Here is a 23,415-nt window from a genome sequence, read left to right as displayed (position 1 = left end):
TGCCGGTTCCCCGCGGGGGACCCGGCGGTCGGCGGGTCCGGGGCGACGCGGGACACTGGTCGGCATGACTGACCGCACCGCCCACTCCGCCGAAGCCGCCGGAGCGCCGACCAGGACCGTCCTTCTCCGCGGGGGCGAGGTACACAGCCCCGCCGATCCCTTCGCCACGGCGGTGGTCGTCGAGCGCGGCCACATCGCCTGGGTCGGTTCCGAGGGCGCGGCCGACGCCTTCGCGCAGGGGGTCGACGAGGTCGTCGACCTCGGCGGCGCGCTGGTGACGCCCGCCTTCACCGACGCCCACGTGCACACCACCTCCACCGGTCTGGCCCTCACCGGCCTGGACCTCTCCGGAGCGCCGTCCCTGGCCGCCGCGCTGGACCTCGTACGGGATTACGCCGCGGGCCGGCCCGGTGACCGGGTGCTGCTCGGGCACGGCTGGGACGCCTCCCGCTGGCCGGAGCGCCGCGCGCCGCGCCGCGGCGAGCTCGACGAGGCCGCGGGCGGCCGTCCCCTCTATCTGAGCCGGGTGGACGTGCACTCGGCCGTGGTCACGACGGCCCTGCTCGACCTGGTCCCCGGGGTCCGGCCCGAGGGGGACCTGCCGCTGACCGCCGACGACCACCACGCGGTGCGGCGGGCGGCCCTGGCGGCGGTGACCCCGGCCCAGCGCGCCGAGGCCCAGCGGGCGGCGCTGGACCGGGCGGCCTCCCTCGGCATCGGTTCCGTGCACGAGTGCGGCGGGCCGGACATCTCCTCCGCGGAGGACTTCACGGGTCTGCTGGCCCTGGCCGCCGAGCGGCCCGGGCCGCGGGTCTTCGGCTACTGGGCGGACCGGGACCTGGCCCTGGCGCGGGAGCTGGGCGCCGTGGGGGCCGCCGGCGACCTCTTCGTGGACGGCGCCCTGGGCTCGCACACCGCCTGCCTGCACGCCCCGTACGCCGACGTCCCGCACACGGGCACCGAGTACCTGGACGCGCTCGCCGTCGCCGAGCACGTGGCCGCCTGCACCGAGGAGGGACTCCAGGCCGGTTTCCACGCGATCGGCGACGCGGCGGTCTCCGCCGTCGTGGAGGGCGTGCGCGCGGCGGCCGAGAAGGTGGGGCTGAACCGGGTCCGCGCGGCCCGGCACCGCGTGGAGCACGCCGAGATGATGACGCCGGCCACGATCGCCGCCTTCGCCGAGCTGGGCCTGACCGCCTCCGTGCAGCCGGCCTTCGACGCGGCCTGGGGCGGCGAGGACGGCATGTACGCGGACCGGCTCGGCGCCGAGCGCGCCCGTACCCTCAATCCGTACGCGGCCATGCTGAAGGCGGGTGTGCCGCTGGCCTTCGGATCGGACGCGCCGGTCACCCCGCTGGATCCCTGGGGGACCGTCCGGGCGGCGGCGTTCCACCGGACGCCCGAGCACCGGATCTCGGTCCGGGCGGGCTTCACCGCGCACACCCGGGGGGGCTGGCGCGCGCTGGGCCGCGACGACGCGGGGGTCCTCGTCCCCGGCGCCCCGGCCGACTACGCGGTCTGGCGGACGGGCGACCTGGTGGTCCAGGCGCCCGACGACCGGGTGGCCCGCTGGTCCACCGACCCCCGCTCGGGCACCCCCGGGCTGCCCGACCTGACGCCCGGCTCCGAACTGCCGGTGTGCCTGGCCACGGTCGTCGGCGGGCGGGAGGTATTCGTACGCCCACAGGGGTGATCCGGTCGGCCTCGGTTCGATGCGGGCGGCCGGACCCGGATAGGTTCGGCCGGGTCCACCACGGACGTCGTGCCGGACGGTTCCGTCTGCTCAGCGCGCCCGCGCCTCGGGGGCGAGGGAAGGTTTCGCCGGGCGGCGGGTGGCCCCAGGTCGGTGCCCGGCGGTCCAGTAGACAACGGTCGGGGCGACCCGCAGCCAGCGGGCGTCCGGCCGGCCCGAAGGACCGCCGGCCCCGATCACCCGCACCGCCGGGGGCGGCGGCGGCCGATGTTCTAGAGTCATTCACTGCGACCAGACGTACAGGACGTGCGCGAGCACAAAAGGGGACTCAGTGAGTGACGGCGGACAGCGGACCCATGGCCCGCTCGGAACGGCCCTGGTGATCATTCCGACCTACAACGAGGCGGAGAACATCGGGCTGATCGTCGGCCGTGTCCGGGCGGCGGTTCCCGAGGCCCACGTCCTGGTCGCCGACGACAACAGCCCCGACGGCACCGGCAAGCTCGCCGACGAGCTCGCGGCGGGCGACGACCAGGTCCACGTACTGCACCGCAAGGGCAAGGAGGGACTGGGCGCCGCCTACCTGGCGGGCTTCGTCTGGGCCCTGGAGGCCGGGTACGGCGTGATCGTGGAGATGGACGCCGACGGGTCCCACCAGCCGGAGGAGCTGCCCCGGCTGCTCACGGCCCTGGCCGGCGCCGACCTGGTCCTCGGCTCGCGCTGGGTGCCCGGCGGCCGTGTCGTCAACTGGCCCAAGAGCCGGGAGTTCCTCTCGCGCGGCGGGTCCACGTACTCGCGGCTGATGCTGGACGTCCCGATCCGGGACGTGACCGGCGGCTACCGGGCCTTCCGGCGGGAGACCCTGGAGGGCCTGGGCCTGGAGGAGGTGGCCTCGGCCGGCTACTGCTTCCAGGTCGACCTGGCGCGCCGGGCCGTGGCGAAGGGCTACCGGGTGGTGGAGGTGCCCATCACGTTCGTCGAGCGGGAGTTCGGCGACAGCAAGATGAGCAAGGACATCGTGGTGGAGGCACTGTGGCGGGTCACCCAGTGGGGGCTCAGGGCCCAGGCTGCCAAGCTCCTCGGCAAGGACCCCGGCAAGCACCTCGGCCAGGGGGCCGGCGGGGAGACAGGTGGGCCCCCTCCGCGCTGACGCAGGCCCCTAGGGGCCGTCCGGTACCTCCGGCTGAGGACGTCTTTATGCCGTCCCAGGCACACTGGGTGGTATGACGACCGGCACTGGATCCCTGCGGACGGGACATCCGACCGCCCCCCGGCGGCGCTCGACCGCCCGAACCTTCCTCCCCCTGGCGGTCGCCGCCTGGCTCATCCTGGAGATCTGGCTGCTCGGCGTGGTCGCCGAGGCGGCCGGCGGGCTGGCCGTGGCTGCTCTGATCGTGGGCGGGATCGTCCTCGGCGCGGTGGTGATCAAGCGCGCCGGACGGCGGGCCTTCAAGAACCTGACCGACACCTTTCAGCAGGCCCAGCAGGGCAAGCAGCCGGTGCCGCAGCAGCCCGGCCGGGGCAACGGCCTCACCATGCTGGCCGGCCTGCTGCTGATGCTGCCCGGCCTGCTCTCCGACGTGGTGGGCCTGCTCCTGCTGCTGCCTCCCGTCCGGGCCTGGGCGGGCCGTCGGTTCGCCCGCTCGCTGGAGCGGAAGATGTCCGCGGCACCCGCGGGGAGCTTCGGCGACGCCTTCCAGCAGGCCCGCATCCACCACCCGGACGGCAAGGTCGTCCAGGGAGAGGTCATCCGCGAGGACCGGCCGGAGGGCTCCCCGGGCCCCGACACGACGTACCGCCCGCCCCTGGCCCCGTGAGGGCGGCCCCCGCCGCGCGCGGGGGACAGGGCACGCCGAGGGGCCCCGCCACTGATGTGGCGGGGCCCCTCGGCTTCGTGCGGTGTCCGGCTGTCAGGCGGACTTGCGGCTGTCCCGCGGATGCACGGCAATGTTCATGGCGCCGGAGCGCAGGACCGCCAGCCGTTCGGCCAGCACTTCCTCCAGCTCCTCGCGGGTGCGTCGCTCCATGAGCATGTCCCAGTGCGTTCGCGCGGGCTTGCCCTTCTTCTCTTCGGGCCCGTCCCCGTCGACCAGGAGTGCCATGGCGCCGCACGCCTTGCACTCCCACTCCGGCGGAATTTCTGCCTCAACCGAGAACGGCATCTCAAATCGATGTCCGTTCTGGCATGCGTACTCCACCGCCTGGCGCGGGGCCAGATCGATGCCGCGGTCCGTCTCGTAGCTGGTAACCACGAGGCGCGTACCGCGGAGAGCTCGCTCACTCATGAATCGTGCCTCCCGGGCTTTGTCGCCCACAGGACAGGTGTCGCTGTCGTCGTCATCCGGTCAACGTCCGGTCGGCGGTATAGATTCCCGCTCCGGGTCGTGCGTCGCCCGTCGTGCCGCCCCTTGTTGTACCCACCAGTGCCCGTTTTGTCACATCTGGCAGCAGATGTCACCCAACGTCCACGCTTCCTGAGCGCGCAGTAACGGTCCGCCTGGCAGGCCAAAGGCGTACACTACCGGCCCTTTGCTTCAACGTCTAAATCCGTTCGGAATTCGTTCGTGGATCCGAGCCCGGCGGGGCCGCGGCGCCGTCCTCAGATCCGTTCCGGTACAGGATTGCCCGCCGCCTCCACCGCGCGCCGCACCGGCACTCGCGCCAGCAGCAGGAACCCCAGTGCGAAGAACGCGACCAGCGAGATGATCGCGTCCCGGTAGCTACCGGTCACCTGGTAGGTCAGGCCGAAGACCAGCGGCCCCACCCAGCTCAGACCGCGGTCGCTCATCTCGTACGCGGAGAAGTACTCCGCCTCCTTGCCCGCGGGGACCAGGTGCGAGAACAGCGACCGCGACAGCGCCTGGCTGCCGCCGAGCACCAGCCCGATCATCGCGGCCAGCGCGAAGAACCAGACGGGCGTCCGCGCCGGCAGGAAGTAGCCGACCGCCAGGGTCACCGCCCACGCGGCGAGCGAGCCCAGGATCGTGCGCTTGGCGCCGTAGATCCGGGCCAGCCGGCCCATGCCGAGCGCCCCGCCGACCGCCAGCACCTGCACCAGCAGCACCGCGCCGATCAGGGTGGACTGGTCCAGCTGCAGCTCCTCCGAGCCGTAGATGGAGGCCTGGGAGATCACCGTCTGCACGCCGTCGTTGTAGATCAGGTAGGCGAGCAGGAACGACAGGGTCAGCGGGTAGCGCCGCATGTCCTTGAAGGTGGCGACGAGCTGCTTCCAGCCGCTCACGGCCGGGGCCGCCCCCGGCTCCCGGACCACGGCCCGGTCCCGCAGCCTGCGCAGCGGGATCAGCGCGAAGGCACCCCACCACAGACCCGCGGAAGCCAGGCAGATCCGGACGGCCATCCCCTCCGAGATGCCGATCGCGTCGTGCCCCAGGTACAGGGCCAGGTTCATGACGAGCATCAGCGAGCCCGCGGTGTAGCCGAACGCCCAGCCGCGCGAGGAGACGGTGTCCCGCTCGTCCGGGGTGGAGATCTGCGGCAGGTAGGCGTTGTAGAGGACCATCGAGACCGACAGCGAGGCGTTCGCCACGATCAGCAGCAGCCCGCCCAGCAGGTAGCGCTCGCCGCCCAGGAAGAACATGCCCGTCGTGGCCGCGGCCCCCAGGTAGGCGGCCACCGCCAGCAGGGGCTTCTTGCGGCCGGTCCGGTCCGCGACCGCCCCCGCCAGGGGCATCAGCAGCACGGCGAGGATCACCGAGGCCGACACCGAGTAGGCGAAGTAGGAGCCGGCCCGCACCGGGATGCCCAGCGGGTGCACGAAGCCCTCGGCGTCGGCCGCCGCCTTCGCCACCGACGTCAGGTACGGCCCGAGGAACACGGTGAGCACGCTCGCCGAGTACACCGACACGGCGAAGTCGTAGAAGTACCAGCCCCGCTGTTCCCGCTTGCGCGCCGCCGTCGCGGCCGCGGGCGTTCTCTCGCCGTCCGCCCCCGGTTCCGCTTCCTCGGTCTTGCTGCCGTTGTCCGCGCTCAACTCGGTGTCCCCCTGATTGATCCCGTGCCGCAGCGGCCGCCGCGGCCCGCGCGGGGTCCGTGGGCGCGTCAGGCCCAGACCCCGCGCCGGTCCAGCACCGTGCGCAAGATGTCGATCCGGTCGGTCATGATGCCATCGACACCCAGGTCGAGGAGAGCCTCCATGCGTTCCGGTTCGTTCACGGTCCACACGTGCACCTGGAGGCCCCGCGCGTGCGCCGTCCGTACGAAGCGCCGGTCTACCACCCGGATGCCCGCCTGGGTCTCGGGGACCTGCGCGGCCACCGCCCCCACGCGCAGCGCCGCCGGGATCGCGTACGAGCGCAGCCGCAGGCCGACCACCCCGCGCACCCCGTAGGAGGTGGCCAGCCTGGGCCCGGCGATCCGCTGGGCGCGGGCCACCCTGCTCTCCGAGAAGGAGCCCACGCACACCCGGTCCCACACGCCGGTCCGCGCGATCAGGTTGACCAGCGGGTGCAGCGCCGATTCGGCCTTGACGTCGATGTTCCAGCGGGCGTCCGGGAACTCCTCGAGCAGCTCCTCGAACAGCGGCAGGGGCTCGGTGCCGCCCACGCGGGCCTCCCGCACCTGCTTCCAGGTCTGCTCGGCGATCCGGCCCCGGCCGTCCGTGACCCGGTCCAGGGTCGAGTCGTGGAAGGCCACGAGTTTCCCGTCGAGCGTGGCGTGCACGTCGGTCTCGAAGTAGCGGTAGCCCGCCTCCGCGGCCCGACGGAAGGCGGCGGCGGTGTTCTCCAGCCCGTCCGCGGCACCTCCCCGGTGCGCGAAGGGGATCGGAGCCGGGTGGTCCAGATACGGGTGGCGAAGGCGTACGTGCGTCACGGCGGCAGTATCCCCCTGCCGGGCGGTGCCGGTGGTACGCCAGGTGAACGGGAGACGGGAGGGGGTGTCCGGCCCCTGGTGCGAGTGGACTGGATCGTGGCACGCTGTGCCCCGGAGAGCAATCCAATCCAGGGTTCCGGCGGACCGTGCCGGTGCCAATCCGAGGAAAGTGGACCGGACGCCATGGCCGAATGGACCTCAGCGGTCGGTGCCGCACAGCTCGCGCGCCTGATCACGTCGCAGCAGGAGCGGACCGCCGTGCCGGGCGCCCGCAAGCCGCCCGCCTACCGCAGCCTCGCCGACGGGATCCGGCTCCTCGTCCTCGAAGGACGCGTCCCCGTGGCCGCCCGGCTGCCCGCCGAGCGGGAACTCGCCGTCGCCCTGTCCCTCAGCCGTACGACCGTCGCCGCCGCCTACGAGGCCCTGCGCGGCGAGGGCTTCCTGGAGTCCCGCCGCGGCGCCGGCAGCTGGACCTCGGTCCCGGCCGGGAACCCGCTGCCCGCCCGCGGCCTGGAGCCGCTGCCGCCCGAGTCCCTGGGCTCGATGATCGACCTCGGCTGTGCCGCCCTCCCGGCCCCCGAGCCCTGGCTCACCAAGGCCGTCCAGGGAGCGCTGGAGGAGCTGCCGCCCTACGCGCACACCCACGGCGACTATCCGGCGGGCCTGCCCGCGCTGCGCCGGATGCTCGCCGACCGCTACACCGAGCAGGGCATCCCCACCATGCCCGAGCAGATCATGGTGACCACCGGGGCGATGGGCGCCATCGACGCGATCTGCAGCCTGTTCGCCGGGCGGGGGGAGCGGATCGCCGTCGAGTCCCCCTCCTACGCCAACATCCTCCAGCTCATGCGCGCCGCCGGGGTCCGCCTCGTGCCCGTCGCCATGGCCGACGGGCTGGGCGGCTGGGACATGGACGTGTGGCGGCAGGTGCTGCGCGACTCGGCGCCCCGGCTCGCCTACGTCGTCGCCGACTTCCACAACCCCACCGGGGCCCTGGCCTCGGAGGACCAGCGCCGCGCCATGGTCGAGGCCGCCCGGTCCGCCGGGACTGTCCTGGTCGCCGACGAGACGATGGTGGAGCTCGGGCTCGACCCTGACCTGCGGATGCCGCGGCCGGTGTGCGCGTTCGACCCGGCCGGCAGCACCGTGATCACCGTCGGGTCGGCCAGCAAGGCCTTCTGGGCCGGCATGCGGATCGGCTGGGTCAGGGCCGCCCCCGACGTGATCCGCAGCCTGGTCGCCGCGCGCGCCTACGCGGACCTCGGCACCCCGGTGCTGGAGCAGCTCGCGGTGAACTGGCTGATGCGGACCGGCGGCTGGCGGGAGGCCGTCGGGTTGCGCCGGCAGCAGGCCCGGGAGAACCGGGACGCGCTGGTCGCGGCCGTCCGCCGGGAGCTGCCGGACTGGGAGTTCGAGGTCCCCGCGGGCGGACTGACCCTGTGGGCCCGCGCGGGCGGGCTGTCCGGCTCCCGGCTGGCGGAGGTGGGGGAGCGGGTCGGCGTACGGGTCCCCTCGGGGCCCCGCTTCGGCGTGGACGGCGCCTTCGAGGGGTACGTCCGGCTGCCGTTCACCGTCGGCGGGCCCGTGGCCGAGGAGGCGGCGGCGCGGCTGGCGGCGGCGGCCCGGCTGGTCGGCACGGGTGCGGGCGGCAGCGGAGCCGAGCCCCCGCGCACGTTCGTGGCGTAGCGGGGCCGGGCTCCTAACCCGGGGCGTCGTCTAGGGCGTTTCGGCGTGTGCCCCGGGGGCGTCCGCCGTGCCGACGGCCGGCACCTGCGCCGCCGGCTGCCCGGGGAGGGGCTTCGCGGCCGGGCCGCCGTCCTGGTGCCGTTCGGGCAGCAGTTCCAGCACGGCCTGGCGGTGCTCCGGGTGCGCGGCCTCGTCGTACGGGTCGGGGGTGGCGGGGACCTGGAGCCGGTACACCGGGCCGGTGCCGAGCCTGGCGTAGCCGCGGCCGGGCGGGACGAGGGCCGGCGGAGTGGTGTGCGGCGGCAGTCCCAGGACGTCGGCGATCTCCTGGACGCCGGCCGGGCCGAGCACGATCCGGGCGCGGGTGTGCTGCCACACGGCGTCGTGCAGCAGTTCCAGGTGGTCGGAGCGCTCGGCCACCGCCACCGTGACGTGGGCGGCCCGCCCGTGGCGCAGCGGCACCTGGAGCTGGGCCAGCGGGTCGGGGCCGCCCTCGGCGACCGCGAGGTGGGCGAGCACGCTGGGCTGGTCCAGCAGGATCCACAGGGGGCGCCGGGTGTCCTCGGGCGCAGGGCGGCCCGCCTCGCGGGCCCGGTGGAGGGCGATGAGCCTGCGTTCGGTCTCCTGCGCGGCCCATTCCAGGGTGGCGAGCGCGCCGACCGGCCCGCACTCCACGGCGAGGACCCCGCTGCGGCCCACCAGGCAGGCGTACTCGCCGTTGCCCCCTCCGTCGACGACCAGGACGTCCGCGTCGTGGCGCAGGGCCTGGAGGGCGAGGGAGCGCAGGAGGGTGGAGGCGCCGCTGCCGGGACGCCCGACGGCCAGCAGGTGGGGTTCGGTGGAGCGGGGCCCGGTGCGCCAGACGACGGGCGGGACGTCGCGCGGCCGGTCGCCGTCCTGTACGGGCAGGGTGCGCTGCACGGCGGTGGAGTCGGTGAAGCCGAGGACGGCCTCCCCGGGTGAGGTGACGAACGGCTGGGCGGCGATGCCCGTCGGGAGCGCCTCCAGCACGGAGAGGTCGAGCTGGTTGCCCTCCTCGTCCCAGTCGAAGAGGTACTCGCGGCCGCGTCCGGACTTGGCGTGCAGCAGCGCCTCGATCCGGGCGCGCGAGGCGGCCTCGCCGTCGGTGAAGTAGGCGGGGTAGCGGATGCGGAGCCGGGTGATCCGGCCCGCCGCGTCGAACGTGTGGCCGCTGAAGGCCTTGTCCCACTCCCCGCCGTGGGTGAAGAGCGGGCTGGGGTCCTCGGGGACGGAGAAGTAGGGGACGAGCGCTTCGTAGAGGGCGGCGAGCCGTTCCGACTCGGCTTCGCTGGGGCCGGTCTTCGCCGGGGTGCGGTCGCGCCCGTACCAGGCCGCCGCCGCCATGAGGGTGATCATGGCGAGGAGCGGCCCGTAGGGGACGAGGGCGACGACGAGGACGCAGGAGGCCGCCAGGAACAGCGCGGGACCGCGCTTGTCCTTGGGGGTGGCCGACCACTTTCGCCGCCCGGTCGCGGCCAGGATGCGCAGGCCGCGGGCGATGACGAGCAGGGGGTGGAGGACGTCCGTGGCGTTGTCGGCGGCCGTGCGAGCGAGGTCGCGGCCCCGGGTCAGCGACGCGGTGCCGCTGCTGAGGATGCGGGGAAGTGGGCGCCGGGCCACGGGCGTCTCCTGGAGTTGTGGTGATGAGCGGTGTTCCGGGTGGTGCCGGTGTGGCTGTGCGGTGGCCGGACCGGGTGGGTCCGGCCCAGGCGGACACCGCCTAGAGCTTGATCCCGCCGAGGAGGCTCGCGAGGCTCGCGGTGCTCGCCGTGATGCTCGGGGCGATGGCGGAGCCGGCGAGGAAGAAGCCGAAGAGCGCGCAGACGAACGCGTGCGTCAGCTTCATCCCGTCCTTCTTGAAGAAGAGGAAGCAGATGATGCCGAGCAGGACCACGCCTGAGATGGACAGGACCATGAGGAGTTCTCCTGGTTGGTGGGGACAGTCACCATCAGTTGTTCCAGGCTCACAGGAAGTATCAATGCGAAAAAAGGTGCATACGGGTGAATCCTGGGGTTTTTCACTTGACCGGCCCACTCCGGCTGGCGCGCCCGGCCCGGAGGGGCTCCGGGGTGATCCACGCCCCGGACCGGCCCGGAGCCGTGCAGGCCAGGGCGCTACCCTGACGATTCACCCGTACGGACGCAGTGCCGTGCGCCCCCCTGCCCGCACGGCCTGGGGAAGCTTCATGCCAGCAGCGAGTGAAAGGCGGTACGCGCGATGAGCGAGCACACCGAAGGCACCTCTCCGGAGACCCCCGACGAGGACGTCATCGAACTGGCCACCAAGATCTTCGACCTCGCCCGGCAGGGCGAGAGCGCACAGCTCGCCGCGTACCTCGACGCCGGGGTCCCGGCGAACCTCACCAACGACCGCGGTGACACCCTCGTCATGCTTGCCGCCTACCACGGCCACGCCGACACCGTCACGGTCCTCCTGGCCCGCGGCGCCGAGGCCGACCGCGCCAACGACCGTGGCCAGACCCCGCTCGCCGGCGCGGTGTTCAAGGGCGAGGAGGCCGTCATCCGCGCCCTGCTCGCCGGAGGGGCCGACCCGAACGCCGGAACCCCCTCCGCAGTGGACACGGCGCGCATGTTCGCCAAGGCCGACCTGCTGGAACTCTTCGGAGCCGCATAGTCCGCTTTTTTCCCGGGCCGGGGCCGCCACGGACCTCACAGGTTGATCACGGCGGCCGTAAATGTGGTCGCGGCACACAAACCGCCTGGGTCATCATGGCGTCGGATTCGATTCGCGAGTACGGCGGACGGGCAGGAGGGGCAGGACACGAAGGGTGTCCCGGCCCCGCCCGGGCGCCTGGTCACGAACCACCGACGAGAGTGAGAAGGCAATGGTCTACATCGAGCGGAACAAGACGGCGGACGTCCTCACATGCTGTTACGCGGCCCTGTGAATCCCGATTCCCGGTTGCGTCCCCAGCTTGATTTGAGGCCATTCCCATGTTCGAACCAGTCATAGCACCGAGCGGTACCCTGCTCGGGCTCCTCCAGCGGGGCCGTGGCGACGGCACGCTGCATGCACTCGCGGCACCCAGGGCGGAGGCCCTGCGGGCCCTCAACCAGTGCGTGCTCCGCGATCCGCGCCAGGACTGGCAGGTCGAGAACCGCTCGCTGTACTACGCCAGGCTCTACCTGGACCTCGACGGCCCCCTCGCCGAGATCGAGAGCCACCTCTTCAGCGCCGACGACCTCGTCGACGACACGGACCACCGCACGGGCCTCGCCCTGTCCGTCCTGGGCCACCTGGCCTCGTACGGCCGCGACGACGCGCTCATGCTGCTGCGCCGCTACGCCGCGTCCGGGGCGAACTGGGCCTGGGCCCTCGACGAGCTCGCCCTGCGCGACGACGACGAAGGCCTGCGGTCCCTGGCCGGCTCCGTCCTGGCCCGCTTCCCCGCCACTGCCGAGGGCGAGGCGGACCTGGCGGCCGCGGTCCGCGACGCCTACGAGCCCCGGCCGTGGTGCCTGTGGGAGGAGCTGCCGCAGTACGGCGAGCGCCTGAGCGCGGCCCGCCGGCAGGGCTCCTTCGACCGCTGGCAGCGCCAGCTGACCCCGAACGGCCCCCGGCCCGGCTGGGGAGTCCAGGCCGTCTTCGAGTGGGCCGCCGACGGCTTGCGCCGCGGCACCCCGCTGCACGTGCCCGCCGCCCGCTGCCTCGCCGCCGTGGCACAGCCCGAGGACCGCTCCGCGATCCTCGCGGCCGCCGCCGGCGCCGACGGCGAGGCCGCCCGCGCCACCGCCCTGCACCACCTCGTCCTCGCCGAGCCGGAGAACCCGGCCGTCCTGGACCTCATCGAGGCGGCCGCCGACGAGCCCGCCGTCGCCGCCTACGAGCGCATGTGCGGCCCCGGGGCCGTCGACCGGGCCAGGCGCTGGGTGCACCGCCCCGACGCGCTCGGGGAGGCCGCCGCGGCCGTCCTCGCCGCCCGCGGCGGAGCCGAGGACGCGGGCCTGGTCCTCGGAGCCCTGCGCTCCACCGTCCGCGCCTCCGGCCCCGACACCGGCCGCCTGTTCGCCCTCGTGGACGGCGCCGGCCGGCTGGCCATCGGCTGCGCGGCCCCCGTCCTGCGCCACATCTACCGCGAGACGTCCTCGTCCCACCTGCGCGGCCGCGCCGCGCGGGCCCTCGCCAGCACCGACCCCTCCTTCGCGGCCGGCTTCGCCGTCGAATGCCTCTGGGACTGCGAGGAGACCACCCGCGAGGTCGCCGCCCGGCACGCCGAGACCGCCGACGCCCGTGTCGCCCCCCGCCTGCGCCGTCTCGCGACGGACCCGGCCGAGGAGGAAGACGTGCAGTCCGCCGTCCGCAGCCGCATCGCCCCGGAGTCGGCCGTGTAGCGCCCCCGGAGCACCACCGAACCCCCGCGCCCGGGCCCGCCTCGACGGAGCCCGGGCGCGTCGCGTCCGGCGCGCGCGAAGGTCAGCTCGGCGGCGAGGAGGGCTCCCACCCGGGTTCGATCTCGCAGGGCGTGACCCTCGCGGTCTCCCCGGCGGGTGACGAAGCCGAGCACGGCGTCGATGTGGTCCTCGTAGAACGTCCCGAATCCCTCGGCCGTCGTGAGATCCGGCGGGCCGGTCCCGTGTCGTGGGCTGCGCACCCGGTTCCTCCCCTGCACAGGATCCGTTCGGTCCCCTCGCCCGGTACTTGGCCGCAGCCCCCGAAAGCGTTTCATCGGGCCCGCACGAACCGGACTGGCGTACCCGGCCGGGCCTGCGCGGCCGCGTCGAGGGCCGGGCCCGGCGGGACCACGCCCACCACCGGGTAGCCGCCGGTCACCGGATGGTCGGCCAGGAACACCACCGGCAGCCCGTCCGGCGGCACCTGCACCGCACCCAGCACCATCCCCTCGCTCGGCAGCTCCCCGGCCCGGGCGCGGACCAGCGCGGGGCCGCCCTCCGTGCGCAGGCCGATGCGGTTGGAACGCGGGGACACGGAGAAGGACGAGCGCCACAGACCGGCGAGGGAGGCCCCGGTGAACCAGTCCGCCCGCGGCCCGAGCCGCAGCGGGAGGACCAGCTCCGCGGGCGGCCCGGGCAGCGGGGCCACGTCCCCCGGGGCCACCGGGCCGGGGCCCGGCGCGCCCACCGCCAGCACCGCCCCGTCCGACAGCGGCGGCGGCCCCAGGCCCGACAGCAGGTCCGTGGAGCGACTGCCGAGGACCGGTGGGACGGCCAGGCCTCCCCGCACCGCGACGTAGCTGCGCAGCCCCGACCGCGCCGGGCCCACCTCCAGCACCGCCCCCGCCGGCAGCGCCACCCCGGCGCCCCAGGCCACCGGGCGCCCCGCCACCCGTACCGCACAGGGGGCGCCGGTGACCGCCACGGTCACCGCGCCGAGGGCGCGCAGCCCGACCCCGTCCAGGGTCGTCTCCAGCGCCGCCGCGTCCGGCGGATTGCCCAGCAGCCGGTTGGCCAGCGCGTACGCCGCCGTGTCGAGCGCCCCCGAGCGCGGGACGCCCAGGTGCGCGTGTCCGGGCCGGCCCCGGTCCTGGACGGTGGTCAGCGCCCCGGCCCGCACCACCAGCAGCTCAGCCACGACCCCCGCCCTCCTGCGTGAACCGCACCCGGACCCCCGGGGCGAACAGCGCCGCCGGTTCCCGCTCCGGGTCCCACAGCACCGCGTCCGTGGAGCCGATCAGCTGCCAGCCGCCGGGGGAGGAGCGCGGGTACACCCCGGCGTACTCCCCGGCCAGCGCCAGCGAGCCCGCCGGCACCGCCGTACGGGGCGAGTCCCGGCGCGGCACGCGGAACCGCTCCGGCAGCCCCGTCAGGTAGCCGAACCCGGGCGCGAACCCGCAGAACGCCACCCGGAACTCCGTCCCCGTCACGATCCGCGCCACCTCCCGCGCCGTCACCCCCCACAGCCGGGCCACCTCCGGAAGGTCCGGCCCGTCGAACCGCGCCGCGACCGTCACGAGCGGCCCCTCCCCGGGGGCGAGCGGCTCCACCTGCCAGCGCGCGATCCGCTCGCCGAGCGCGGCCGGGTCCCGTACGCCGTCCAGCAGCACGGTGCGCGCCGCCGGCACCAGGTCCTCGACGGGGCCCAGCTCGCCGGCGTCCCGGCGGCGCAGCAGTTCCGCGTGCAGCGCGGCCACCTCCCGCGCCGAGTCCAGCTCGACCAGCAGCGCCCGCGTCCCCACCACCCGCGTCCTCACGTGAACGCCTCCACCCTGACCCCGGCCGAGCCCAGTGCCTCCCGGACCCGCCGGGCGAGCCCCGAGGCGCCCGGGGTGTCCCCGTGCAGGCACAGCGACCGGGCGGACACGGGCACCTCCGAACCGTCCGCGGCCGTCACCGAGCGCCCGGCGGCCATCCGCACGGCGCGGGCGACGACGGCGTCCGGATCGTGCACGACCGCGCCCGGCTCGGCGCGCGGCACCAGCGTCCCGCCGGGCGTGTACGCACGGTCGGCGAAGGCCTCCGGTACGGGCGTCAGCCCCGCCTCCTCGGCGGCGGAGAGCAGCAGCGACCCGGGCAGGCCCAGCACGGGCAGGCCCCCGGTGGTCCCCGGCCCGGCCGCGCGGCGGACGCCGGCGACGACCGCGGCGGCCTGGTCGGCGTCGTGCACGGTGCGGTTGTAGAGCGCCCCGTGCGGTTTCACGTAGGACACCCGGGAGCCGGCCGCCCGGGCGAACACCTCCAGCGCACCGATCTGGTAGGCGACCTCGTCGGCGAGCTCGTCGGGCGGCACGTCCATGGCGCGCCGCCCGAAGCCCGCCAGATCGCGGTAGGAGACCTGGGCGCCGATCCGTACGCCCCGTGCGGCGGCCAGCTCGCAGACCCGGCGCATGATGGACGGGTCGCCGGCGTGGAATCCGCAGGCGACGTTGGCGCTCGTGACGACGGAGAGCAGGGCCTCGTCGTCGGTGAGCGTCCAGCGTCCGAATCCCTCGCCGAGATCGGCGTTGAGGTCGATCACCGGAGCGGATGCGATCATGGAATCCATGGGCTGAGCGTAGAGCAGCCGCCCCGCCCCGGCGCCCGCCGCGGATCCGGTCCCCGGCCCGCCGCGGCGGCGGGACGATCCGGCCGAACCATGCCGTTTGGGATGTTGTCCGTGACAGCGCCTAGTCTTTGTCCGTGACTCTCCCAGCCCCGGCGAAGACCCTTCCGTCCCCGGCGCCGGGCCCGGCCGCCGACGAGGGCCTGGCCCGGCGGCTGCGCGCCCTCGCCTGCACCGCTCCGCTGCACGACCTCGACGTACGCAAGGCCAATCTGGCGGGCGAGTACGGGGTCTACGCGATGGCGGAGGTCGCGCTCGCCGCGATCGACCTGGTCACGCTGAACATGGACTTCGACACCGGAGCCGACCACGAGCAGATAGTGGCCAGGCTGCTGCCGCGCGTCGCGGCCCAGGCCCCGGCCCGCCCGGCCGCCGAGCACGAGCGGGTGGCCCGCTGGGTGCTGGAGAACCTGATCAACGTCGGCAGCGTGGACCGCGGATTCCGCGCGATCTACGGCACGTTCGGCCCGGACGGCGTCTACGTGCGCCGCGACTACGACTTCAAGCTGATCGAGGAGGTCCCCGGCCACGGCGGGGTGGTCTACCTGCGCACAACGGACGAGGCCGTCAACGTCCTCGTCGGCGCCCTCGACACCGACGTCACCAGCGCGCAGATCGCCGCCGAGGTCAAGCTGGAGGTGCTCATCAGCCGCGGGCGGCTGGCCGACGCCCAGCTCGCCGCCGAGCAGGCCCGCTACCGGACCGTGCAGTACGCCGAGACCCTGCGCCGCACCCTCGACGCCACCCGCCGCAACGTGCGCGCCGTCGACTGGCTCCAGGCCGTCCCCGACATGATCGCCGAGGCCCTGGAGCACGTCGCCGACCGCTACCGGCACGAGAACGCGATCCTGACCAACATCCGCAAGGCCCGCGACGAGGCCGAGGACCCGGAGAACAAGCGCCGCGCCGCCGAACTCGTCGACATCGTCAAGGACTGCATCCGCCGCCACACCCAGCTCCAGTCCCGACTGCTCGACGCGGGCCCGCTGTTCCGGGCCGAACAGGACCGCCAGGCCTTCGCCGCGCCCGCCCCCCGCACCGGTATCGACCTCTACGGCCAGCTCGTCGCCCCGGTCCTGCCGCTCCCCGTGGAGCAGGCGCGCCGGGTCACCGACGCCTTCTTCGCCGCCGGGACGGGCCTGCGCACGCCGGTGTCGGTCCGGGTGGCCGACCTCGTCGAGATCCTGCTCACCCCGCCCGTGGAGCGCGAGCACCTCGGCGCGGAGATGCCCGAGCCCGACCTGATCGCCACCCCGGACGACAGCCGCTTCAGCGAGGAGCAGCTGGCCGCCGCGACCGAGCTGCTCGCCCTGCCGCACGACGCCCCGCGCAGGCTGTCCGGGCTGCTGGCCGAGGCCCGCCGCAGCGATCCCGAACTGCCCTACCTGGTGGCCCTGCTCGCCGTCCACGCGGCGAGCCCGGCCGTGGGCACGGCCTACCGCCAGGGCGAGGAGCGGCTGCTCTTCGCCGTGGACGACGGGACCCAGTTGGAGGACCCGGAGTTCGGCGGCGCCGACCTCATCGTGGGCACCGCCCTGCTCGACGCCGCGGGCATGGCGGCGGACCGCGCGGAGGCATCGTGACCTGCCGTCTCCCTGGGATGGCTGCCGTCCCGCCCGAGGCGAACCCGAGTCGGCCCGCGCCGAACCCGGCCCTGGCGACGCCACATCCGGCCCCGTCGGCGTGTGAGGCGCCGGTCCGGGCGGAGCCCGGTGCCCGGCGGAGCCGGGGTACCCGCAGCACGGTCGCGCACGTCGGACCCCGCACGCCCGTGCACCCGGACCGCACACCGACGGAGCCGCCCCGCACGCCCGCGCAGCCGCCCCGCATCCCCCGTACGACCCGTACGCCCCGTACGACCCGCACCGCCGAGGAGACCCACCCGTGAGCGACCACCACGCCGAGAGCCCCGCGTGGAGCGAGCCCGCGCAGGCGGCGCCGGCACCGCCCGCGCAGAACGCCGCCGTGACCCCGGCCGACGCCGCCGACGCGGCCCGGCTCGTCGCCTTCGGGCTCCAGCCCAAGCTGGCCCCCGCCCGGGACGCCGAGTACGCCGAGCTGCTGCGCCGCTACCGCGAGGACCCCGCCTTCGGCCGCCTCGCCGACGCCGTCGCCACCGGACTCGGCCTCGTCGTCCTGGAGGTGTCCCCGCGCGCCGGCATGGCCGTCGCCGCCGACGAGGACTCCGTCTTCGCCGTCCGGATGGGCGACTACGCCCGCCGCACCGCCGCCGACTCCGCCGACCGCTTCCTGCACGGCCTCGCCCACCTCGCCGTCGCCGCCCTGGCCTTCCCCCGACCCGAGGACCTCGCCGACGACGGCTACATCGGGCGCATCACCGTCAACGGGGTCGACGCCTTCGTCCGGCAGACCTGCCGGCGCCTGGAGGAGCGCGCCGCGGAACTCGGCGAGAACACCGACCCGGCCTCCGACGCCCCCGGCCTGGAAGCCGCCTGGCGCGTCTACACCCGCCGCAGCGCGACCGGCGCCACCAAGGACGCCCGCCGCCTCGCCGGCTCCACCACCGGCATCGTCGGCAAGGCCGCGGCCTTCCTCACCGACTCCGGCTTCCTCCAGCGCACCGGCGACGACGCCGGCGGCACCTACCGCACCACCCCCCGCTACCAGCTCCAGGTCCGCGACATGGCGGGCAGCGCGGCCATGGCCGAGCTCCTGGACCTGGGCGTGGTCCCCGTCAGCGACGGCTCCGCGACCCTCCTGCCGCCGCCCGAGGGCGACGACCTGGAACTCGCCGCCGACGCCGGGCTCCCCTTCCACGCCTGACCCGGCCCCGGCCCGCCCCGCCCCCGTACGCCCCTCACCCAGACACCACGAGAGTCCGCCGCCATGTACGAGCTGTCCCGGATCCGCCTCTACTCCATCGGGCCCGCCGGCGCACGCTACGCCGACACCGTGCTCGACCTGCGCGGAGTGGGCGAGCCGGTGCCCCACCCGGCTCCTACCCAGGCGGAGTTCTTCGAGGAGGAGCCGACCGGACCGCCGCGCCGCCCGGCACCCGCCGGCGTGCTCTTCCTGGAGAACGGCGGCGGCAAGTCCGTCCTCCTCAAGCTGATCTTCTCGGTGATGCTCCCGGGCCACCGCAACACCCTCGGCGGCGCCAGCTCCGGCGTCCTGCGCAAGTTCCTGCTGGCCGACGACTGCGGCCACGTCGCCCTGGAATGGCAGCACACCCAGACCGGCGAATGCGTGGTCGTCGGCAAGGTCAGCGAATGGCGCGGCCGCCAGGTCTCCAACGACCCGCGCAAGTTCGCCGAGGCCTGGTACTCCTTCCGCCCCGGACCCGGGCTGAGCCTCGACAACCTGCCCGTCGCCGAGGCAACCGCCGTACGCCCGCCCGTCGAGGGGGCCTCCGGCGCCCAGGGCCGCCGCCGCACCATGAAGGGCTTCCGCGACGCCCTCACCGAGGCCGGCAAGGCCTACCCGCACCTCGACGTGTACGTCGAGGAGATCCACGACCGCTGGAACGAGCACCTCACCGAACTCGGCCTCGACCCCGAACTCTTCCGCTACCAGCGCGAGATGAACGCCGACGAGGGCGAGGCGGCCGGCCTCTTCGCCGTCAAGAAGGACTCCGACTTCACGGACCTGCTGCTGCGCGCCGTCACCGACACCCGCGACACCGACGGCCTCGCCGACCTCGTCCACGGCTTCGGCAACAAGCTCGGCCGCCGCGCCGAGCTGATGGCAGAACGCGACTTCACCGCAGGCTCGGTGGACCTCCTCACCAAGATCGTGGAGGCCGCCGCGAACCGCTCCCGGCTGCGCGACGTCCACGCCGGCGCCGAACGCCGTACGCGCACCCTCGCGCGGCGGCTGTCCGCCCGCGCCGCCGAGGAGCGGGGCCGGGCCGCCGAGCTCGCCCAGCAGGTCACCACCGCCGCCCACGAGGTCACCGCCGCCGAGTCCGCGCGCGCCCGCAGCGCCGCCGTCTCCGCCGAACTCGCCTACCGGCACGCCTCGCTGGCCCTCACCGTCGCCGACAAGGCGGCCGCCGCCCAGCGTCGCGAACTCCTCGAAGCACGCACCCTGCACTCCGCCTGGCAGGCCGCCGAGACCGTCCTGCGCCACCGCGCCGCCGCCGACCGCTCCGCCCGCGTCGCCGCCGCGATCCGCGAGGCCGAACGCGACGCCGCCCCGGCGCTCGCCGCCCGCGCCACCGCCGCCGGCGAGCTCGTACGGGCCCTGCACACCGCCGCCGAGCACGGCGAACGCCTCGCCAACGAGGAGGAGGAGCGCTCCGCCACCCTCCAGGCCGCCGGCGAGGACGCCCACCGCGACGCCACCGCCGCCGCCACGGCCGCCCAGCGGGCCCGCAGCGAGGCCGAACACCTCCGGGCCCGGCTCAGCGAGGTCCAGCAGGAGACCGCCGAGGCCGTCCGCGCAGGCTGGCTCGACGACTCCGCCCCCGACGCCGACCCCGCCCGCGCCGCGCTCGCCGCCACCGACGCCGAGAAGACCGCCGTCGCCGCCTGGGACGAAGCCCGCGAAGCCGCCCGCGGCACCGCCGAGGCCGCCCGCGAGGCCGCCGCCGCGGAGTCCCGCGCCGAGCTCACCGCCGCCCGCGCCGCCGACGCCGCGGACGCCGCCGAGAGCGCCCACGAGGCCGAACAGCGCACCGCCGCCGCCCTGGCCACCGCCCCCCGGCTCGCCGCCCTGCTCGGCCTCCCGGACACCCCCGCCGACGGGCCGGCCGTCCCCGGCCCCCGCCCGGGCGACCGGGCCGGAGCGGCCGATCCGGACCTGCCCGCCGCGGCCCTCACCGCGGAGGACCTCGACCGCAACGCCGACGACCTGCACCGGCTGCTGACCGACGGCGTCGCCGCGGCCGAACGCCAGCTGTTCGAGCTGCGCACCGCCGCCGCCGACGACGCCCGCATCCTCGGCGCGCTCGGCGACGGCGGCCTGCTGCCCCCCGGCCCCGACGTCCTCGCCACCGTCGAGTACCTCGGCGAGCACGGCATCCCCGCCCTGCCCGGCTGGCGCTACCTCGCCCAGGCCGTGGACCCCGCGGACCACGCCGCCGTCCTCGCCGCCCGCCCCGAGCTCGTCGACGGCGTCGTCATCACCGACCCCGACGCCCACGCCCGGGCCCGGGAGGTCCTCTCCGGCGCCGCCCTGCTGCCCCGCTCCACGGTCGCCGTCGGCACCGCCGCCGCACTGCTGGCCCCCGTGCCCCCGTCCTCCCCGGCCGGGGAGGACGGCGCCGCCTCCGGCATCTTCATCGTCACCCCGAACCCGGCCATGCACGACGAGCACGCCGCCGACGAGGAACGCCGGGCACTGCGCAGCCGCGCCGCCGCCCGCGACACCGAGATCCGCGAGCTCGCCGCCCGCCTCGCCGGGGACCGCGAGCTCTCCGCCCGGCTCGCGTCCTGGCGCACCGGCTGCCCGCACGGCCGCCTCGCCGAGCTCGCGCAGCAGGCCGCCGCCGCCCGGTCGTTCGCCGAGGAGGCCGACGCCGAGCTCGCGGAGGCCCGTACCGTACGCGCCGAGGCCGACGAGGCCGCCGCCGACGCGGCCCGCGTGCGCGACGAACGCCAGGACACCGCCCAGCGGGCCCGCCGCGTCGCCGACGCCCTCGCCGGCCTCGCCTTCCGGCTGCGCGAGCGGGCCGGCTGGCAGGCCCGCCTGCGGGAACTCGCCGACGACGCCGCCGAGTCCGAGGCCCGCGCGGAGGTCTGCCTCGACCGGGCCCGCGCCGCCGACGAGGACCGGCGCGCGGCCCAGCGCGCCGCCGACGACGCCCGCCGCACCGCCCGCGCCCTGCGCGCCGAGCGCGCCGAGATCGCCGGAGCCCCCGACCAGCTGCCCGAGGCCGACGAGGACGCCCCGCGGATGCCGCTCCCGGACCTGCGCGAGGCCTACCGCGCGGCCTCCCAGCTCTACGAGAAGGTCGGCGTCGGCGCCGACCTGCGCGCCGAGCAGGCCCGCGCCGAGAGCGACGAGAGCGCCGCCCTCGCCGAACTCGACCGGCTCACCAACAAGGTCCGCACCCGCGCCGCCCAGCTCCTGGAGGGCACCGACGGCGCCGACGGGCCCTCCCGGCAGGCCGCCGCGGCCCGCGCCGAGTCCCTCGTGCAGATGCTGGAGACCCGCGCGTCCACCGCCAGCGAGCAGCTCGGCCGACTGCGCGGCGAGGCCGAACGGCTCGCCCCCGCCGAGGGGGAGGCGCACACCGAACTCCCCGACGAGCTGGTCCCCGGGGACGTCGACCACGCCCAGGGCCTGCTGCGCACGGCCACCGCCCAGCTCGCCGCCCACAGCGCGGCCGTCGAGGCCGCCCGCGGCGCCCACGCCGACCTGCTGCGCGCCCACCGGACCGCCGAGGACAGCGCCGGGGGCTTCGACGAGACCGCGGCGCTCCTGCGGGACCTGCTGCGCGACCACACCCACCAGGACGACGAGCAGGAGCCGGCGGCGCACCAGGGCACCCTGGAGGAGGCCCGCCAGTCCGCCACCGAGGCCCGCCGCTCCCTGCGCGGCTGCGCGGCAGAGCTCTCGGCCGCCGACTCAGCGGTGCGCGAGGCGAGCGACATCCTGGTCCGGCACGCCAACGCCACCCGCTACGAGCAGGTGCGCACCCCCGCCCGCCAGCAGATCCGCGAACTGCCCGCCTCCGCCCTGCCCGAGCACGCGGCGTCCTGGGCCGCGGCCTTCGCACCCCGGCTGCGCGTCCTCACCGACGAGCTGGCGCAGCTCGAACGCAACCGCGACAGCATCGTGGACCGGCTGCGCGGCCTGGTGGAGTCCGCCCTGGCCACGCTGCGGTCCGCGCAGCGCCTCTCCCAGCTCCCCGAGGGCCTGGGGGAGTGGTCGGGCCAGGAGTTTCTGCGGATCCGCTTCGAGGAGCCCGACCAGGCCACGCTCACCGAGCGCCTCGGCGAGGTCATCGACGAGGCCACGCGCACGGCCGTGAAGAAGCACGGCGGCGCGGCCTTCGGCGAGGGCCGCCGCGACGGCATGTCCCTGTTGCTGCGGGGCGTCCAGGCGGCGCTGGAACCCAAGGGCATCAGCGTCGAGATCCTCAAGCCCGACGCCGTGCTGCGCGCCGAGCGGGTGCCGGTGGGACAGATGGGCGACGTGTTCTCCGGCGGGCAGCTGCTGACGGCCGCGATCGCGCTGTACTGCACGATGGCCGCGCTGCGCAGCAACGACCGGGGCCGCGACCGGCACCGGCACGCGGGCACGTTGTTCCTCGACAACCCGATCGGCCGCGCGAACGCCACGTACCTGCTGGAGCTCCAGCGGGCCGTCTCCGACGCCCTCGGCGTCCAGCTGCTGTACACGACCGGGCTGTTCGACACGACGGCACTGGCGGAGTTCCCGCTGGTGATCCGCCTGCGCAACGACGCGGACCTGCGGGCGGGCCTGAAGTACATCAGCGTCGAGGAGCACCTGCGCCCGGGGCTGCCCCAGCAGTCCCCGGAGGGGGAGACGATCCACGGCGAGATCACGGCGACGCGCATGTTCCGCCGGGGGACCGCCACCGCCGCGTCCTGAGGCCCGGCCGCGCCCGTCTCCCGGCTGAGGAAGATCGTCTCCCCGCTGAGACCGCCTCCCGGCGGGCGCGGCCGCTCAGCGGCGGCCGAAGACCGCCAGGCCGCCGTCCTCGCCCGGTATCCGGCCCGGTCCGTTCCGCGGCGCCCGGCCCGCGGAGCGGGCCGCGGCCCGCTCCGCCCGGCCGGCCCTGCGGGCCTCCCGGCGGCGCAGTCGCGCGGTGCTGCTGGGCTCCGACACGACCCCGTACCGCTGGTTCCAGGTCTGCCGGGTGATCCACACGTCCAGGACGCCCCAGGTGGCGACGATCGTTCCGGCGACGGCGCCGAGCGCCATCGGGAAGGCCAGCCAGGAGGCGGTCAGGGTCAGGTAGAAGGTGATCGTCGCCTGCGTCAGCGTCAGGGCCACGATCAGCACCGCCCGTACCGCGGAGGTGCGCACCGGGTCCGGCATCCGCTGCCGCCGGGCCGGCTCCTCCACCCAGAGGGCGCGCCGCGTCCGTCCGCCACCGCCCGGGCCTTCGCCCTCGTCCCTGCTCATGGTCCGCTCACTCCCCACCACGCGGTCCGCCATGCCTGCCCCACCCCGTCTGCCCCGAGCCGTCCCCTCGAACAGAAGACGTCCGGGGGCGCCGGGAGATTCCCGAATG

18 protein-coding genes are annotated in these 23,415 nt (G+C 75.4%); 9 read left to right on the top strand and 9 right to left on the bottom strand.

Features of this window, described 5'->3' with window-relative positions:
* Positions 1-64: 64 nt before the first annotated feature.
* From ACPU2J_RS06220 to fxsA, 3 genes are all read left to right on the top strand, one after another.
* The gene (locus tag ACPU2J_RS06220) at positions 65-1,693 is read left to right on the top strand and encodes an amidohydrolase (RefSeq protein WP_423832924.1); all 1,629 of its coding nucleotides are present in this window, start codon (positions 65-67) and stop codon (positions 1,691-1,693) included.
* 331 nt (positions 1,694-2,024) lie between these two features.
* Entirely contained in the window at positions 2,025-2,843 is an 819-nt protein-coding gene (locus tag ACPU2J_RS06215; protein WP_423832923.1) for a polyprenol monophosphomannose synthase, read from the top strand.
* A gap of 73 nt (positions 2,844-2,916) precedes the next feature.
* Complete coding sequence (gene fxsA, locus ACPU2J_RS06210; RefSeq protein WP_420081415.1) at positions 2,917-3,510, top strand: FxsA family membrane protein; 594 nt, start codon at positions 2,917-2,919, stop codon at positions 3,508-3,510.
* Positions 3,511-3,603: 93 nt separating this feature from the next.
* Here fxsA and ACPU2J_RS06205 read toward each other — a convergent pair whose 3' ends face one another.
* From ACPU2J_RS06205 to ACPU2J_RS06195, 3 genes are all read right to left on the bottom strand, one after another.
* Entirely contained in the window at positions 3,604-3,978 is a 375-nt protein-coding gene (locus ACPU2J_RS06205; RefSeq protein WP_007262928.1) for an RNA polymerase-binding protein RbpA, read from the bottom strand.
* A gap of 314 nt (positions 3,979-4,292) precedes the next feature.
* Positions 4,293-5,684 (bottom strand): MFS transporter, encoded by a 1,392-nt coding sequence (locus tag ACPU2J_RS06200; protein ID WP_389077675.1) that lies wholly within the window; start codon positions 5,682-5,684, stop codon positions 4,293-4,295.
* 68 nt (positions 5,685-5,752) lie between these two features.
* The gene (locus ACPU2J_RS06195; RefSeq protein ID WP_399820942.1) at positions 5,753-6,523 is read right to left on the bottom strand and encodes a glycerophosphodiester phosphodiesterase family protein; all 771 of its coding nucleotides are present in this window, start codon (positions 6,521-6,523) and stop codon (positions 5,753-5,755) included.
* 183 nt (positions 6,524-6,706) lie between these two features.
* Between ACPU2J_RS06195 and ACPU2J_RS06190 the strand changes: the two genes are divergently transcribed.
* The gene (locus ACPU2J_RS06190) at positions 6,707-8,209 is read left to right on the top strand and encodes a PLP-dependent aminotransferase family protein (RefSeq protein ID WP_420081416.1); all 1,503 of its coding nucleotides are present in this window, start codon (positions 6,707-6,709) and stop codon (positions 8,207-8,209) included.
* Positions 8,210-8,239: 30 nt separating this feature from the next.
* On the opposite strand, the gene ACPU2J_RS06185 is transcribed toward ACPU2J_RS06190, so the two are convergent.
* Together ACPU2J_RS06185 and ACPU2J_RS06180 are read right to left on the bottom strand one after the other, a co-directional pair.
* The gene (locus ACPU2J_RS06185; protein ID WP_420081417.1) at positions 8,240-9,850 is read right to left on the bottom strand and encodes a hypothetical protein; all 1,611 of its coding nucleotides are present in this window, start codon (positions 9,848-9,850) and stop codon (positions 8,240-8,242) included.
* 100 nt (positions 9,851-9,950) lie between these two features.
* Positions 9,951-10,145, bottom strand: coding sequence for a hypothetical protein (locus ACPU2J_RS06180; RefSeq protein ID WP_007262923.1), 195 nt, complete (start codon positions 10,143-10,145; stop codon positions 9,951-9,953).
* Between the two features lie 303 nt (positions 10,146-10,448).
* On the opposite strand from ACPU2J_RS06180, the gene ACPU2J_RS06175 reads away from it, so the two are divergent.
* Both ACPU2J_RS06175 and ACPU2J_RS06170 read left to right on the top strand, forming a co-directional pair.
* The gene (locus ACPU2J_RS06175) at positions 10,449-10,865 is read left to right on the top strand and encodes an ankyrin repeat domain-containing protein (RefSeq protein WP_361593851.1); all 417 of its coding nucleotides are present in this window, start codon (positions 10,449-10,451) and stop codon (positions 10,863-10,865) included.
* Positions 10,866-11,185: 320 nt separating this feature from the next.
* A complete protein-coding gene (locus ACPU2J_RS06170) occupies positions 11,186-12,583 on the top strand; it encodes a HEAT repeat domain-containing protein (protein WP_361593853.1) in 1,398 nt (465 codons plus the stop codon).
* Positions 12,584-12,914: 331 nt separating this feature from the next.
* Here the strand turns inward: ACPU2J_RS06170 and ACPU2J_RS06165 are convergent, their stop codons facing one another.
* From ACPU2J_RS06165 to ACPU2J_RS06155, 3 genes are read right to left on the bottom strand one after another with little or no spacing between them, the layout of a single operon-like run.
* Positions 12,915-13,781, bottom strand: coding sequence for a biotin-dependent carboxyltransferase family protein (locus ACPU2J_RS06165; protein ID WP_420081418.1), 867 nt, complete (start codon positions 13,779-13,781; stop codon positions 12,915-12,917).
* Positions 13,774-14,400, bottom strand: a complete 627-nt coding sequence (locus ACPU2J_RS06160) for a 5-oxoprolinase subunit B family protein (protein ID WP_420081419.1) — start codon at positions 14,398-14,400, stop codon at positions 13,774-13,776. The genes ACPU2J_RS06165 and ACPU2J_RS06160 overlap by 8 nt, the downstream gene beginning before the upstream one ends.
* A complete protein-coding gene (locus tag ACPU2J_RS06155; RefSeq protein WP_423832921.1) occupies positions 14,397-15,191 on the bottom strand; it encodes a LamB/YcsF family protein in 795 nt (264 codons plus the stop codon). Before ACPU2J_RS06155 ends, ACPU2J_RS06160 begins: the two co-directional genes overlap by 4 nt.
* Positions 15,192-15,325: 134 nt before the next feature.
* Between ACPU2J_RS06155 and ACPU2J_RS06150 the strand changes: the two genes are divergently transcribed.
* The 3 genes from ACPU2J_RS06150 to ACPU2J_RS06140 all read left to right on the top strand — a co-directional run bounded on the left by ACPU2J_RS06150 (position 15,326) and on the right by ACPU2J_RS06140 (position 22,769).
* Entirely contained in the window at positions 15,326-16,831 is a 1,506-nt protein-coding gene (locus ACPU2J_RS06150; RefSeq protein WP_420081421.1) for a hypothetical protein, read from the top strand.
* Between the two features lie 301 nt (positions 16,832-17,132).
* Entirely contained in the window at positions 17,133-18,032 is a 900-nt protein-coding gene (locus ACPU2J_RS06145) for a hypothetical protein (RefSeq protein WP_361593865.1), read from the top strand.
* Positions 18,033-18,095: 63 nt separating this feature from the next.
* Positions 18,096-22,769 (top strand): hypothetical protein, encoded by a 4,674-nt coding sequence (locus ACPU2J_RS06140; RefSeq protein WP_423832920.1) that lies wholly within the window; start codon positions 18,096-18,098, stop codon positions 22,767-22,769.
* Positions 22,770-22,844: 75 nt separating this feature from the next.
* Here ACPU2J_RS06140 and ACPU2J_RS06135 read toward each other — a convergent pair whose 3' ends face one another.
* Positions 22,845-23,306, bottom strand: coding sequence for a hypothetical protein (locus tag ACPU2J_RS06135; protein WP_420081423.1), 462 nt, complete (start codon positions 23,304-23,306; stop codon positions 22,845-22,847).
* Positions 23,307-23,415: the final 109 nt, after the last annotated feature.

The organism is Streptomyces manipurensis, assembly GCF_049570255.1.
Classification (GTDB): Bacteria; Actinomycetota; Actinomycetes; order Streptomycetales; family Streptomycetaceae; genus Streptomyces; species Streptomyces manipurensis.
Note: the sequence above shows the minus strand (reverse complement) of the source record. Positions and strands in the feature narration are given on the sequence as shown.